Raw genomic sequence first — 15,080 nt, forward strand, 5'->3', positions numbered from 1 at the left:
TCTCTGCAAATGGTGGTCGTTCAAATTGCCCGGACTTCCGGGCGCTTTTTTTATGAAAACAAACCACCAGCAGGTGCGTTGCGCGTAATCCGGCGGGAAATCGGGGCACACTAGACGAGTACAGCACTTTTTCATAAAGGAGGACGTCTAATGTGGACCTGCCCCTACTGCGGCGGCACGCACGGTCTGCCGTTTCATGACAGCCAACTGGATGGGATCCTATGCATGGAACCAGACTGCGGCCGGTTTGTCGACAGAAATTGGGACCCTGACGACCTCAGCGAGTGGGATGACACCGATTTGTAACGACACAAGAAAAAATCCATTCGGTAGTGGTAGGTATCGTCCGGGGTGCATACAGTAACAGCAGAGATCATTTCCACGATGAAAAGGCGGCGACGGTACGGTCCCGCCTTTTCTCGTCTGTTTTGCTGAACGGCCTGCCAATTGGTTACAATAGAAACGATCAAGCCGACCGAGAAGGGAGATTGGAATATGAGCGAGCAGCGGAATGAGATAGCGTTTCACACCTCCTCAGTCAACGGTATTCGCGTACATATCCTGCCGACTGCCAAATTCAAGACGACGACCATCGTGACGATGATTGAACAGGAACTCTCCGAAGCGCACGTGACCAAGACGGCGCTGCTGGCCATGCTAATGAAGCGGGCAACCGCCCGTTTTCCTGAGACCAAGCAGCTTCGTGAACATCTGGACTTTCTTTACGGGGCCACGTTCGACGTGGACGTGGTGAAAAAGGGGGAGCGACAAATCCTCCAAATCTACATGGAAGTGCCCAACGAGAAGTACCTGTCAACTGAAACGTCCCTTTTGGACCAGGCGATTCACTTCGTCGGCGACGTGCTGACCCGTCCCTATCTGGAAGGGGAAGCGTTTGCCGAAAAGTACGTCGCTCAGGAAAAAGAGTCACTGCGCAAGCGGATCGAGAGCCTGATTGACGACAAGATGAAGTACGCCAACCAGCGGGTGACGGCGGAGATGTGCAAAGGGGAGCCGTTCGCCCTGCTTGTTCAGGGGCGTACCGAGGACCTGCCGTCCATTACGGGGGCGGAGCTGTACCGCTATTTCCGTGAGATCACGTCGTGCAATCCGATCGACATCTTCGTGGTCGGGGATGTGCAGCAGGCGGAGGTGGAGCGGGCAATCGGCACTCATGTGACGCTGAAGCGGGCCGATGTGAAAGCGTTCCCGCCGACTGACGTCACCAAGCAAGTAACCCAGGAGCGGGAAGTGATCGAGCGGCTCGATGTCACCCAGGCGAAGCTGAACATCGGCTGCCGGACGCAGATTTCCTTTAAGGACGACGATTACCCGGCGCTTTTGGTCTACAACGGCGTGCTGGGCGGCTTTCCCCATTCCAAACTGTTTGTCAATGTCCGCGAAAAGGCGAGCCTGGCTTACTACGCCGTCTCCCGGCTGGAGAGCCACAAAGGCATCCTGATGATGATGTCCGGCATCGACGTAAACAATTACCGGCGGGCGGTCGACATCATCAAGGAACAGTTGGAGTTGATGCGACAGGGAAGCATCACCGCCGGAGAACTGGAGCAGACGAAAGCGACGCTGACCAACCAGTTCCGTGAACTGCTGGACAGCGCCCGGATGATGATCGACTTTGCCTACAATGGCGTGCTCAGCGGGCGGAAACGGCAGTTGACGGAACTGCTGAACGAGATCAACAGCGTGACAGTGGACGATATCAAGCGCGTGGCAGAACGCGTCGCCATTGATACCATCTATCTGTTGCGGGACAAAAAGGGGGACGTGTAACATGCAGACCACCGTCTTTGAACAGGTGAACGAGACCGTCTATCACGAGACACTGCCGAACGGCCTGCAGGTATACCTGGTGCCCAAGCAGGGATTCAGCAAGACATACGCCGTCTTTACCACGCGGTACGGCTCAATCGACAGCCATTTTCGCACCCGCAACGGGGAGGAAGTGCACGTGCCGGACGGGATCGCTCATTTTCTGGAACATAAAATGTTTGAGAAGCAGGACTGGGATGTCATGCACGAGTTCAGCAAGAACGGCGCCTCCTGCAACGCGTTCACCAGCTTCAACCGCACGGCGTATCTGTTTTCCTGCACTGACAAGCTGGAGGCCAACCTTAACCTGCTGCTGGATTACGTGCAGGAGCCGTACTTTTCCGATGCCAGCGTGGAAAAGGAAAAAGGCATCATCGGGCAGGAAATCACCATGTACGACGACAACCCGGACTGGAAAGTGTACATGAATCTGCTGAAAGCCATGTACCAGCGGTATCCGATCAACATCGAGATCGCCGGCACGATTGACTCCATCTCCAAGATCACCAAGGAGATGCTGTACCAGTGCTACGAAACGTTTTACCACCCGGCCAACATGCTGCTGTTGGTGGTGGGATCGTTTGCGCCAGAAGCAGTGATGGAGTTGATCCGGAACAATCAGGCCGCCAAGCAGTTCCCGCCGGCGCCGAAGATTGAACGCATCTTTCCCGAAGAGCCGGCGGAGGTGGCCAAACAGCGCATCGAACATCATCTGCCCGTGGGGATTCCCAAATGCATGATCGGCTTTAAGGAAAAACAATGCGGGTTGTCTCAAGAGGCCTTGTTAAAACGGGAGCTAGCCACTAAACTGTTGTTGGACATCGCATTTGGCACCAGTTCCGCGCTCTACCAGAAATGGTACGACAGCGGGCTGATCACGGAGAATTTCGACGTCGACTACAGCGGTGAACAGGACTACGGCTACTCCATTATCGGCGCCGACACCCCAGATCCCGACCGCCTGGCCGAGGAAGTCAAGCTGGGGATCGAGGCGTTGAAGCAGTCGGGCATCGCGGAGGACGATTTTGAACGCGCCAAGCGGAAAAAAATCGGCCAGTTTTTGCGCTCGCTGAATTCCGTGGAGTTTATCGCCAACCAGTTCACCAGCTACAAATTCAACGGCAACGATCTTTTCTCCGTGGTGCCGATGCTGGAGTCGATCACCCGCGAAGACGTGGAAGAACGCATGAGGGAGCACTTCCTGCCGGAACAAATGTCTGTCTCGATCGTTCGTTCCGCTTCGCCGCAGGAGTAGTGAACACAGATGAATCAACAGACGCCGTGGGCGTTGGTGACAGGGGCGTCCGGCGAGATCGGCCGCGCCATCAGCCTGGCGTTGGCCGCGTCGGGCGTCCCGCTGTACCTTCATTACCATCAATCCTACGACAAACTGGAGCCGGTGCTGAGCGAATGCCGGGCGCTAGGCGTCCCTGCGTATGCCCTGCAGGCCGACTTGCGCGATGTGAAGCAAATCACCGCCATGTTTCAGGCCATGCCCGTCGCTCCGCTGCTGCTCGTCAACAACGCGTCAGCGGATCACGTCGGCCTTTTTACCGATGTGTCGCCGGAAACGTTTGACGAACTGGTGGCGCTCAACGTCCGCTCCGCCTATTTTGTGACACAGGCGGCGTTGGGCGCGATGCTCTTGGAGCGGTACGGCCGGATCGTCAACATCTCCTCCGTCTGGGGCCTGACGGGCGGCTCCTGCGAAGTGCTTTACTCGCTCACCAAAGGGGCTGTCAACGCCTTTACCAAAGCGCTGGCCAAAGAGCTTGCCCCCAACGGGATCACCGTAAACGCAGTGGCACCGGGAGCGATCCAAGGCGGCATGATGGAGCGGTTTTCTCCCGAAGAACGGGAGATGATCGCGGCCGAGATCCCTGCCGGCCGACTTGGCACGCCGGCGGAGGTGGCTGCGGTCGTTCGCTTTTTGCTGACGGCAGAGGCGAGCTACCTGACCGGTCAGATCATCAGCCCCAACGGTGGCTGGTACGCCTGAGGCGGCATGCATAATTCCCTCTTGATGAAGGCATTCTACCAATATACGGGCACAAACCTAGTCCGTAACGACAGTAAGGAGGGAATAGTACATGTCGGTTCTCGACAATTTCCGCGACTGGAAGCAATTTCTCGGCGAGCGAGTAGAGCAGGCCAAACAGGCAGGCATGGAATCTGACACGATTGAAAATGTGGCGTACCAGATTGGCCATTACCTGGCTGATCAGGTGGATCCGAAAAACGATCAGGAACGCCTGCTGAAACAGCTGTGGGACGCCGGCGACGAACAGCAGCAGCGCGCGCTCGCTTCCATGATGGTCAAGCTGGTGGAGAACGACGCCAATCAAAACAGGTAACTTGCTTGAAAATCCCCTTTTTACGGGGATTTTTCTTTTCTGTCTGAATACTGATTGTCGATTGTATGGAACGTGATATACTACATACGAAGAGAAAATTGGCTGTCGGAGAGGGATAGGGCATGGAAGCGAAAAAAGAATGGTACATGGAATACGAAATCTCCAAAAACCGGCCCGGTCTGCTGGGGGATGTCGCCTCCATCCTGGGTATGCTCAACATCAACATCGTGACGATCAACGGTGTCGACAATATGCGACGCGGCATGCTGCTATTGACGGATGATGACGAAAAAATAGAGGTGCTGCGCAACGTTGTGCAAAAAATGGACAAAATAACCATAACGAGGCTGCGTCCGCCGACGATGCTGGACAGACTGGCTGTTCGCCACGGTCGTTACATCGAGCGCGATAGCGAGGATAAAAAAACTTTCCGCTTTGTGCGCGACGAGCTGGGGCTGCTGGTCGACTTCATGGCGGAGATTTTGAAGCGGGAGGGCCACCAGCTGATCGGCATTCGCGGCATGCCGCGCGTCGGCAAAACCGAGTCGATGATCGCGGCCAGCGTCTCGGCCAACAAGCGCTGGACGTTCATCTCTTCGACGCTGCTGCGGCAGACCGTGCGCAGTTCCCTTGCCGTTGATGAGATGTCGACTGATCATGTATATTTAATAGATGGAATTGTGTCGACGCTGCGCTCTACGGAGAAACATCACGCACTGCTGAGGGAAATCATGAACTTCCCGGCGGCCAAGATCATTGAACACCCCGATATTTTTGTCCGCGAGTCGGAGTATGAACTGTCAGATTTTCACTACATCATCGAGCTGCGTCAGCATCCGGACGAAGAGATTACATACGAGTTGATCAACAACCGCGGCTTCGACCATTTCGACATGAATTAAGGAGGGTAAGCTGTGTCTGAGCTAGGTCAAGTACTACAAAGGGCCCGCGAAGAAAAAGGGATCACGCTCGACGACATTCAACGGATCACCAAGATCCAACGGCGATATTTGGAAGCCATAGAAAGGGGCCATTTTCACGTACTCCCTGGCCACTTTTACGCACGGGCTTTCGTCAAGAGCTACGCGGAAGCCGTCGGTCTTGATCCGAACCACATCATGAGTCACTTCCAGGCAGACCTGCCTGCCCAACCTCCGCAGGAACAAGTGGAACGGCTGCGCCGTCGCCGGGTGGTGGCCGCCAACAACCCGCTGCAGGCCGGAAGATGGTTGACCAAGACGCTGCTGGTGCTGTTTATTGCGCTGATCATCGGGGTGATCTACATCGCTGTCGTCAACAGCGGAATGAACATCCAGCCGGCGCTGCCGGGGGGGAACCTGTCGCCGGGCGCGGAAATCGTGAAACCGGGCCAGGGCGGAAACGCGACGCCAACTCCTTCACCGCAGAGTCAAACGCCTATCCCTCCGTCCACCGATACGGAACCAGACCCCGGCTCGACCGCGGTCAACCCGGAAGTTCCGAGCAGCGAGCAGCAGGCGACGGTCACATTCGAGTCGCAGCAGGGGGCCTTGTACAATTACACGCTGAGCGGCGGCGACAAGATCACGGTCAAACTGAAAGTTGTCGACGACAAATGCTGGTACGGGGTGTCCGAGGCGAAGGGCAAGAAGTACGTCAAAGAGGGCACGTTGAAGAAAGACGAGGAAGTCGTCGTCGAACTGGGCAAGACGGCATACATCCGTCTGGGCAAGCCGATGGCTGTAGAGTTGACGGTCAACGGCGCGCATGTAGACACATCCAACATGAAATACATGCCGTCCAACGTCGTCGTTACGATGGCACAATCCCCTACGCAATAGGCAAGCGTCATGCTTGCCAAAGCGTGTAGACAAAGTCCGAGGCGCATGGGAGATCGGGCCCGCTCGCTCGCTTGACGCCCAGCACAGAGGCGGATGAAGTCCGCTCCAAAACGAGACGCGGGCAGGGGACAAACATCTGGGTGTTTCGATGATGTGAGACTCGTGTCCCCTGTGTATCCCCGCGTCTTTCGTTTTTCCGCTGAGTTGGTCGTCAAAGGAGCTCGCTTGGCCCATCCCGCCATGCGATGCACATTGTCTTCAGCCTGAGGCAAGCATCTCGCTTGCCTTTCGTACTTTCTTCACTTTTGACACTCTGTTGGGGCTTATATTATACTGAATAGGTGTAATCTGGGCAGGTGTGACCAATTGGAGGAAAACAAATGACAGAGAAGGTAGGCTCACGTGAAAAAGTAGCGATCGTTACGCTGGGCTGTGAAAAGAATCTTGTCGATTCGGACATGATGGCCCATCTGATAGATGAAAAAGGGTACGAATTGGTTGATAACCCCGAAGAAGCAACGGTCGTCATCGTCAATACCTGCGGATTCATCGACGCCGCCAAGGAAGAATCGGTCAACAAGATTCTTGACATGGCGGAGCTGAAGGAATCCGGCAAGTTGAAATCGCTTGTCGTGGCAGGCTGTCTCACGCAACGGTACAAAGAGGAAATTCTACAGGAGATCCCGGAAGTGGACGGCATTGTCGGAACAGGCGATTTTATGTCGATTACGGACATTATTGCTGAATCGCTCGCGGGCAAGCGGCCCGTCTATGTCGGCAATCCCGTTTTCACGTACGAGGAAGTGGTCAAACGGAAAGTGAAGGCGGGCACTTATTCCTCCTACATCAAGATTGCGGAAGGCTGCGACAACGCCTGTACGTTCTGCAGCATTCCGCTGATGCGCGGAGGATTTCGCAGCCGGACCATCGAATCGATCGTGGAGGAGGCAAAGCATCTCGCCGAACAGGGGATTGTGGAGATCAGCCTGATCGCGCAGGATTCCACCAACTACGGCACGGACATTTACGACGGCAAGCACATGCTGCCCGAATTGCTGAACCGATTGGCCGAAGTGGATGGGATTCAGTGGATCAGACTGCACTATGCGTACCCCGGCTTCTTTACCGACGAGCTGATCGAGGTGTTTGCAACCAACCCCAAAGTGTGCAAATACATCGATATGCCGCTGCAGCACTCCGAGGATCATATCCTGAAAAAGATGCGCCGCCCCGGCCGCCAGCGGGATGTTCGCGAACTGGTGGCGAAGATTCGCGCCCGCGTACCGGACGTCGCCCTGCGCACGTCCCTGATCGTCGGCTTCCCCGGTGAGACGGAAGAGGACTTCCAGCGGCTGTGTGAATTTGTGAAGGAAGTGAAGTTTGACCGGCTGGGCGTCTTCACCTATTCGAATGAAGACGATACGCCGGCAAGCCGACTGCCGGACCACGTCGATGAGGAGACCAAGGAAAAACGGGCCAACATCCTGATGGAGATTCAACGGGAAGTGGCTGCCGAGCAAAACGGCCGCTTTGTCGGAAAGGTACTGGATGTGCTTATCGAGCGGTACGAAGGGCACAATGACATTTACGTCGGCCGCACCCAGTACGATGCTCCAGAGATTGACGGCGAGGTGTTCGTCACGGGATACAAGGGCGAACTGGGCAAAATCGTAAAGGTGAAGATTACGCACTCCTACGAATACGACTTGGCCGGGGAGGTAGTCTAGGTGAATCTCGCCAACCGCATCACCCTCGCCAGGATCTTCCTGGTGCCGGTAGTCATGTTTTTTCTGCTGGTGCGATACAACATCGGGACGTTTACCATCGGCACCGTGTCGATGACGTACAACGAACTGATTGCGGCATTGGTGTTCATCCTGGCAGCCAGTACGGACGGACTGGACGGCTATATCGCCCGCAAGCGCAAAATCGTGACCAACTTGGGGAAATTCCTTGATCCGTTGGCTGACAAGCTGCTGATTTCCGCTGCGTTGATTTCGCTGGTGGAAATGCATCGGTTGGAAGCGTGGATTGCCATCGTCATCATCAGCCGAGAGTTTGCCGTGACCGGTCTAAGACTGGTCGCAGCGGCGGAAGGACAGGTAATTGCCGCCAGCGCATTGGGCAAACTAAAAACATGGGTGCAGATCGTGGCCATTACGGCGGTGATGGTAAACAATTTTCCGTTTGAGATTTTCGGCATTCCCTTTGATGAAGCAGCGATATGGGCAATGGTGGTGATTACCCTGTACTCCGGGTATGACTACTTTGTCAAAAATCGCAATGTCATCCAATACTCGTGAAAAACGGGTATTGGTCTTCTTTTCTTCCGCGTCAGACAGGAAACGTCCGAGGCGGCCTGACGATGCGTAAGGAAAGGCTTCGCCGGATGGGCTTTGCCGGCAGCGTTACTTTATTCCAAAGAGAGTGGATGAGGGGCATGAGAGCGGAGATAATCGCGGTTGGAACGGAACTGTTGCTTGGGCAGATCGCCAATACGAACGCCCAGTATCTCTCCCAAAAGCTCGCCGAGATTGGTATCGGCGTCTATTTCCACACAGTGGTGGGGGATAACGCCGAACGGCTGGCTAGCGTGATTCGTCAGGCCGCGGCCCGGTCCGAGCTGATCGTGTTCACCGGCGGACTGGGACCGACCCAGGATGACTTGACCAAGGAGACGGTGGCGGAGCACCTGGGCGTCGGGTTGACCATTGATCAGACGGCGATGGCGCGGATCGAGGCGTTTTTCCGCCAGCGTGGCATTACGATGACGGAAAACAACCGCAAGCAGGCACTGGTGCTGGCGGGCAGCCACGTCTTCCCGAACGATCACGGCATGGCACCGGGCATGGCAGCGCAGCGCGACGGACGCACGTTTGTACTGCTGCCGGGGCCGCCCAGTGAACTGTATCCGATGGTAGAGAAATACGTGATGCCGTATCTGATCGGGTTAAAGCCGGAACAGCAAGTGTTTCACTCGCGCGTGCTGCGCTTCTACGGCATCGGCGAATCGGCGCTGGAAGAGCGGTTGATCGACCTGATTGAACAGCAGGACAACCCGACCATCGCCCCGTATGCCAAGGAGTTTGAAGTGACGCTGCGGATCACGGCCAGGGCGGCGAACGTAGACGATGCGGAGCGGCTGATTCAACCTGTAGAGCGGGAGATACGTGAGCGGTTGGGCGAGTACATCTACGCGACAGGAGAAACGTCACTGCACGAGGTGCTGGTGGACGAACTGAAGCGCAGGGGGGCGACGATCGCCTGTGCGGAGAGTTGTACCGGGGGAACGGTCGCATCCCTCATTACGTCCGTACCCGGCAGCTCTGCCGTCATGCGCGGCGGCGTGGTGTGTTATACAAACGAGGCGAAGCGGCAGATGCTCAACGTGCCGGAAGAAGTCCTGGCAGAGGCAGGGGCCATCAGCGAGCAGACGGCCCGGTTGCTCGCCGAAAACATCAGGGCGACGCTCGGCGCGGACGTCGGCATCTCCGTGACAGGAGTGGCCGGCCCAGACCCCGCAGAAGGCAAACCGGTGGGACTGGTCTACGTTGGCGTTGCCGTGGAAGGACTGCCCACGCTGGTCAAGGAGCTTCGCCTGGCCGGGCGGCGCCAGGCCATCGTCGGCCGGGCAGCGAAATTTGCGTTGTTTTACGCGTTGCAACGACTAAAAGAAAGGTGACAACACATGACGATTTTTTCTGATTTTCCTTTACATAAATCCATTCTGCAAGCCATTTACGACATGGGCTTTGAAGAGCCCAGCCCGATCCAGGCTGCCTGCATCCCGAAAGTACTGGAGGGCGGCGACCTGATCGGTCAGGCGCAAACGGGTACGGGTAAAACCGCCGCGTTCGGGATTCCGCTGATTGAAAAAGTGACGCCGGGCAACCGCGTGCAGGCGATTGTGCTCACGCCCACCCGCGAACTGGCCATCCAAGTGGCAGGCGAGCTTTTGCGCATCTCCAAATACAAAAAGGTGCGGACACTGCCGATCTACGGCGGACAGTCCATCGGCCACCAAATCCGTGCGCTTCGCCAGGGTGTCCAGGTCGTGGTGGGGACCCCCGGCCGCGTGCTTGACCATCTGCGCCGCAAAACGCTGAAGCTGGATCACGTACACACACTGGTCCTGGACGAAGCGGATGAAATGCTGGACATGGGATTCATCGACGACATTGAAACCATTATCAACCACCTCCCGGAAGACCGTCAGACCCTGCTGTTCTCCGCGACCATGCCGCCGGAAATCAAACGCCTGGCGACCCGCTACATGAAACAGCCGCAGACGATCGCTGTCAGCCGCGAAGAAGTGACCGCTCCACTGATCGAGCAGGTGTACTACAAGGTATTTGAACGGAACAAGGTGGAAAGCCTCTGCCGCATTCTGGACAGCGAAGACGTCGAGCTGGGAATCATCTTCTGCCGCACCAAGCGGGGCGTGGACGAGCTGACGGAAGTGCTGCAGGCGCGCGGCTACCTGGCCGACGGTCTGCACGGCGACCTGTCCCAGGCTCAGCGCGACAAGGTGATGAATGCGTTCCGCGAGGGTTCCATCGAACTGTTGATCGCGACCGACGTGGCGGCGCGCGGCATTGACGTCGGCAACGTCTCCCACGTCATCAACTACGACATTCCGCAGGATTCGGAAAGCTACGTGCACCGGATCGGCCGCACGGGCCGCGCCGGCCGCAAAGGCATTGCCATGACGCTGGTGACGCCGCGCGAGATGCGCCAGATGATGTTCATCCAGAAACAGACCAAAGCCCAACTGATCTGCCGCAACGTGCCGTCCCTGGAGGAAGTGGCGGAACGCAAGCAAGAACAGCTGCGGGAACAACTGGTCAACCTGCTGGAGAGCGATGGAGTGGCCGACATGTACCTGAAGGTGGCCAACTCGCTCATCGCTCAGTACCCGGCTGAAAAAATCGCCGCTGCGGCGCTGCACCTCGCGTTCCATACCGAGATCGGCGAGACGGACGATACCGACGCCTACAACTTCGGGGAGACGGGTGCCGCCAAGGGAATGGTGCGTTTCTTCCTCAACGTGGGCCGCAATGTCAACGTACGCCCGCAGGATTTGGTGCGGGAGATTTCCGAGTCCGTCGGAATCCCCGGAAAGGCGGTTGGCCGCATCGACATTTTCGAGAACTTCACCTTCGTGGAAGTTCCCGAAGACGTAGCCCCGTTCGTCTACGAATCGCTGCGTCAAACGCGCATCAACGGCAGACGGATCAATCTGGAGCCGGCAAAACCGCGCGCCAAGCGTTCCTGATACCGACAGCACGCAGACACAGGCCGTCACGTTCCGTTTTCGGGACGGACGGCCTCTTTTTGCGATGCGAATATTTGTTCGCAAAAAATACTTGGCAAACGCTTCTGTCTCGATGTATGATGAAGACAAGCAAATCAGTTACGAGTTGAAAGGGAGTGTACCATTTGTCAGATCGTCGCGCTGCTTTGGAAAACGCATTGCGTCAAATAGAAAAACAGTTCGGGAAAGGGTCCATCATGAAGCTGGGGGACATGGCCAACGTTCAGGTTTCCACGGTCTCCAGCGGTGCGCTTGCCCTCGACATCGCCCTGGGTGTGGGCGGATTCCCGCGTGGACGGATCATCGAAATTTACGGACCGGAATCCTCCGGTAAAACGACGGTTGCCCTTCACGCCATCGCCGAAGTGCAGCGCCAGGGCGGACAAGCTGCGTTTATCGACGCAGAGCACGCACTGGACCCGGTCTACGCGGCAAAATTGGGAGTAAACATTGACGAACTGCTGCTCTCCCAGCCTGACACAGGGGAGCAGGCGCTGGAAATCGCCGAGGCGCTGGTGCGTTCCGGTGCCGTTGACATCATCGTCGTAGACTCGGTAGCCGCGCTCGTGCCAAAAGCAGAGATTGAAGGCGAAATGGGAGACTCCCACGTGGGGCTGCAGGCCCGCCTCATGTCGCAGGCGCTGCGCAAGCTGTCCGGTGCCATCAACAAATCGAAAACCATCGCCATCTTCATCAACCAGCTCCGGGAGAAAGTGGGCGTCATGTTCGGCAATCCGGAGACGACTCCGGGTGGGCGCGCGCTCAAGTTCTACGCGAGCATTCGCCTGGACGTGCGCAAGGCGGAAGCGATCAAGGTGGGCAACGACGTGGTCGGCAGCAAGACCAAGATCAAGGTCGTGAAAAACAAGGTGGCGCCGCCCTTCAAAACTGCCGAAGTGGACATCATGTACGGTGAAGGCATCTCCAAAGAGGGCAGCATTCTCGACATCGGCGCGGAGATTGATGTGGTTCAAAAGAGCGGAGCATGGTACTCCTTCAACGATGAGCGTCTGGGTCAAGGACGGGAGAACGCCAAGCTCTTCCTCAAGGAAAATCCGGAAGTGGCGGCGCAAATCGAAGCCAAAGTACGTGAGTATTACAGCCTCAATCCTAGCTCCATCCCGAGCATGGAGCCGATCAACGATCCGGAGCAGGATGAGGAACCGGTATTTGATTTCGACTAATCGCATGACAGCCTGTCGGCCTGACAGGCTGTTTCATGTTCAAACCGCCCGGTGTGAGGAGCTGCGAGCCGGGCGGTGTTTGCCGTAAAGGGGGAGAGGCGCGATGAAAAGCGGCCGGATTACCGCCGTTCACCGCGACGCGAAAAACCAGCATCGCTATCATATTCAGATCGGCAATGACATTGTCTTTTCCGTCCATGAAGACATCCTTGTCAAGTATCAGCTGTTAAAGGGAACAGAGCTGGACGAGGCGTTTTGCCGGGAAGTGCTGGAGGCGGAAGAAAAGCACAAAGCCTACCTGTTGGCACTCCGCTATCTGGGCATCCGCCCGCGGACGAAAAAACAAGTCGCTTCCTATCTCCAGGAAAAAGGGTATGAAGGGGACGTGGCGGATGAAATCTGCCGCCGCATGGAAGAGCAGGGCTATCTGGACGATGAGCGGTTTGCCCGGCAGTGGGTCGATGAGCGGATGCGGCTCAAGCCGCGCAGCTCGTACATGATGCGGATGGAACTGCAGCAGCGGGGGATTGACAGCGACACGGCGGAAGCGGCCGTGCGCGCCGTTTCCTACGAGGATGAGCTGGAAGCGGCCCGCAGGCTGGTGGAAAAAAAGCGGCGGCACCGGCAAGGGCCGCCGGAACCGGACGAAGAGCGAAAGCTGCTGGCCATGCTGGCGCGCAAGGGGTTCGCCGGCTCAATCGTGCAGAGGATTCGCCGCGAAATGCGCGAGGACGTGGAGTCGTAGGCAGGAGCGGCACACTTGCAGTTCTTGACATTTCTTGTTCACAAATAATAAAATAGATGTGTATTTACTTGGTGCATCATACTATTTCGCTGATTTGATCGCTCGTTGCCAGTGTCACAACTGAACACCCGTACATACCAGTGCGGATTCAGCGGACCGAGTAAAATCGGTCTTGTTTTTTAACTAATACCAGAGCGAAACAACAGCGACACGCCATGAAAACGAATGTGTGGAAAGCGGGGAGATGTCTTACCACAAGGAGGTGAAACAAAAGAGCCTATGGCCATTATGGATCCGATTGTACTGATCGTGCTATTCGCCGTGCTGATTGTCGGTTATGGTGCCGGCTACTTCACGCGCAAATCCATTGCGGAGGCGAAGATCTCCAGCGCCGAGGAAGCGGCGCGGCAGATCGTCGAAGAAGCCAAACGGGACGCCGAAGCCGTCAAAAAGGAAAAGGTGCTGGAAGCCAAGGACGAGGTATTCAAACTGCGCTCCGAGGCTGAAAACGAGCTGCGCGAACGCCGCAACGAAATACAGCGCCAGGAACGCCGCATCCTGCAGAAGGAAGAGGCGTTGGACCGCAAGATGGAACAGCTGGAGCGCAAGGAGAGCGAACTGTCCGAGCGGGACAGAACCATCGCGGAACTGCAAAGCAAGGTAGAGCACTTATATAAAGAACAAGTGGCCGAGCTGGAACGCATCTCCGGACTGACTCAGGAAGAAGCCAAGAACATTATCCTGACCGATGTGGAGAACACCGTTCGCCATGAAATGGCGGTCATGATCAAGGAGATTGAGACACAAGCCAAGGAAGAGGCGGACAAGCGGGCACGCGAGATCATCACCACCGCCATCCAGCGGTGTGCGGCAGACCATGTAGCGGAGACCACCGTTTCCGTGGTAACGCTGCCGAACGATGAGATGAAGGGCCGCATTATCGGACGCGAAGGCCGCAACATCCGCGCGCTGGAAACGCTGACCGGCATTGACTTGATTATCGATGACACGCCGGAAGCGGTCATTCTGTCCGGCTTCGATCCGATTCGTCGGGAGATCGCCAAAACTGCTCTGGACAAGCTTGTTGCCGACGGACGCATCCACCCTGCCCGCATCGAGGAGATGGTGGAAAAAGCGCGTCGGGAAGTGGATGAGCGCATCCGCGAATACGGCGAGCAGGCGACATTTGAAACCGGTGTTCATGGCCTGCATCCGGATTTGATCAAGATTCTCGGCCGTCTGCGCTACCGGACCAGCTACGGGCAAAACGTGCTGAAGCACTCGATGGAAGTGGCCCACCTGGCCGGACTGATGGCAGCCGAACTGCGCGAAGATGTCAAACTGGCAAAACGGGCCGGTCTGCTTCACGACATCGGCAAGGCCATCGACCATGAAGTGGAAGGTTCCCACGTGGAGATCGGCGTGGAACTGGCGAAGAAATACAACGAGCATCCCGTTGTCATCAACAGCATCGCGTCCCATCACGGGGATACCGAGCCGACATCCGTCATTGCGATGCTGGTGGGAGCGGCTGACGCACTTTCCGCCGCCCGGCCGGGAGCTCGCCGCGAAACGCTGGAGACGTACATCAAGCGGCTGGAAAAGCTGGAGGAGATCTCCGAGTCGTTCGACGGCGTGGAAAAATCGTACGCAATTCAGGCCGGCCGCGAAATCCGCGTAATGGTGCAGCCTGAGAAGATTGACGATGCGGAAGCGGCGCGCCTGGCACGCGACATTACCAAACGAATCGAAAATGAACTTGACTACCCGGGTCACATCAAGGTGACCGTCATCCGCGAAACACGGGCAGTCGAGTATGCAAAGTAAAGTGGC

The 15,080-nt window shown here is 56.7% G+C and carries 14 protein-coding genes; all 14 read left to right on the forward strand.

Annotation, left to right across the window (positions count from 1 at the left end; genetic code table 11):
- Positions 1 to 150: 150 nt before the first annotated feature.
- The 14 genes from ETC00_RS04220 to rny all read left to right on the forward strand — a co-directional run bounded on the left by ETC00_RS04220 (position 151) and on the right by rny (position 15,074).
- Positions 151 to 306 carry a hypothetical protein gene (locus tag ETC00_RS04220; protein WP_171564703.1) on the forward strand — a complete coding sequence of 52 codons (156 nt, stop codon included), beginning with the start codon at positions 151 to 153 and terminating at the stop codon, positions 304 to 306.
- A gap of 189 nt (positions 307 to 495) precedes the next feature.
- Complete coding sequence (gene yfmF, locus ETC00_RS04225; protein WP_171564704.1) at positions 496 to 1,791, forward strand: EF-P 5-aminopentanol modification-associated protein YfmF; 1,296 nt, start codon at positions 496 to 498, stop codon at positions 1,789 to 1,791.
- Between the two features lies 1 nt (position 1,792).
- Complete coding sequence (yfmH, locus tag ETC00_RS04230; protein ID WP_171564705.1) at positions 1,793 to 3,085, forward strand: EF-P 5-aminopentanol modification-associated protein YfmH; 1,293 nt, start codon at positions 1,793 to 1,795, stop codon at positions 3,083 to 3,085.
- Positions 3,086 to 3,094: 9 nt separating this feature from the next.
- Positions 3,095 to 3,829, forward strand: a complete 735-nt coding sequence (gene ymfI / locus ETC00_RS04235) for an elongation factor P 5-aminopentanone reductase (RefSeq protein WP_171564706.1) — start codon at positions 3,095 to 3,097, stop codon at positions 3,827 to 3,829.
- A gap of 91 nt (positions 3,830 to 3,920) precedes the next feature.
- Positions 3,921 to 4,184: a DUF3243 domain-containing protein gene (locus ETC00_RS04240; protein WP_171564707.1), complete on the forward strand. Its 264-nt coding sequence runs from the start codon at positions 3,921 to 3,923 to the stop codon at positions 4,182 to 4,184.
- Positions 4,185 to 4,306: 122 nt separating this feature from the next.
- Positions 4,307 to 5,086: a YmfK family protein gene (locus ETC00_RS04245; RefSeq protein WP_171564708.1), complete on the forward strand. Its 780-nt coding sequence runs from the start codon at positions 4,307 to 4,309 to the stop codon at positions 5,084 to 5,086.
- Positions 5,087 to 5,098: 12 nt separating this feature from the next.
- Complete coding sequence (locus ETC00_RS20920) at positions 5,099 to 6,004, forward strand: helix-turn-helix domain-containing protein (protein WP_171564709.1); 906 nt, start codon at positions 5,099 to 5,101, stop codon at positions 6,002 to 6,004.
- A 380-nt stretch (positions 6,005 to 6,384) separates the two neighbouring features.
- Positions 6,385 to 7,731, forward strand: a complete 1,347-nt coding sequence (gene rimO / locus ETC00_RS04255; RefSeq protein ID WP_171564710.1) for a 30S ribosomal protein S12 methylthiotransferase RimO — start codon at positions 6,385 to 6,387, stop codon at positions 7,729 to 7,731.
- The gene (gene pgsA / locus ETC00_RS04260; protein ID WP_171564711.1) at positions 7,732 to 8,307 is read left to right on the forward strand and encodes a CDP-diacylglycerol--glycerol-3-phosphate 3-phosphatidyltransferase; all 576 of its coding nucleotides are present in this window, start codon (positions 7,732 to 7,734) and stop codon (positions 8,305 to 8,307) included.
- A gap of 137 nt (positions 8,308 to 8,444) precedes the next feature.
- Positions 8,445 to 9,686 (forward strand): competence/damage-inducible protein A, encoded by a 1,242-nt coding sequence (locus tag ETC00_RS04265; protein WP_171564751.1) that lies wholly within the window; start codon positions 8,445 to 8,447, stop codon positions 9,684 to 9,686.
- Between the two features lie 6 nt (positions 9,687 to 9,692).
- On the forward strand, positions 9,693 to 11,279 hold the full coding sequence (locus ETC00_RS04270; RefSeq protein ID WP_171564712.1) for a DEAD/DEAH box helicase: 1,587 nt from the start codon (positions 9,693 to 9,695) through the stop codon (positions 11,277 to 11,279).
- Between the two features lie 164 nt (positions 11,280 to 11,443).
- Positions 11,444 to 12,502 carry a recombinase RecA gene (recA, locus tag ETC00_RS04275; protein WP_171564713.1) on the forward strand — a complete coding sequence of 353 codons (1,059 nt, stop codon included), beginning with the start codon at positions 11,444 to 11,446 and terminating at the stop codon, positions 12,500 to 12,502.
- 103 nt (positions 12,503 to 12,605) lie between these two features.
- Positions 12,606 to 13,247: a regulatory protein RecX gene (locus tag ETC00_RS04280; protein ID WP_171564714.1), complete on the forward strand. Its 642-nt coding sequence runs from the start codon at positions 12,606 to 12,608 to the stop codon at positions 13,245 to 13,247.
- A 288-nt stretch (positions 13,248 to 13,535) separates the two neighbouring features.
- Positions 13,536 to 15,074, forward strand: a complete 1,539-nt coding sequence (gene rny / locus ETC00_RS04285) for a ribonuclease Y (protein ID WP_171564752.1) — start codon at positions 13,536 to 13,538, stop codon at positions 15,072 to 15,074.
- The last annotated feature ends 6 nt before the right edge of the window (positions 15,075 to 15,080 follow it).

The sequence above is a fragment of the Brevibacillus sp. MCWH genome (assembly GCF_013096935.1).
In the GTDB taxonomy this organism is placed as follows: Bacteria; Bacillota; Bacilli; order Brevibacillales; family Brevibacillaceae; genus Brevibacillus; species Brevibacillus aydinogluensis.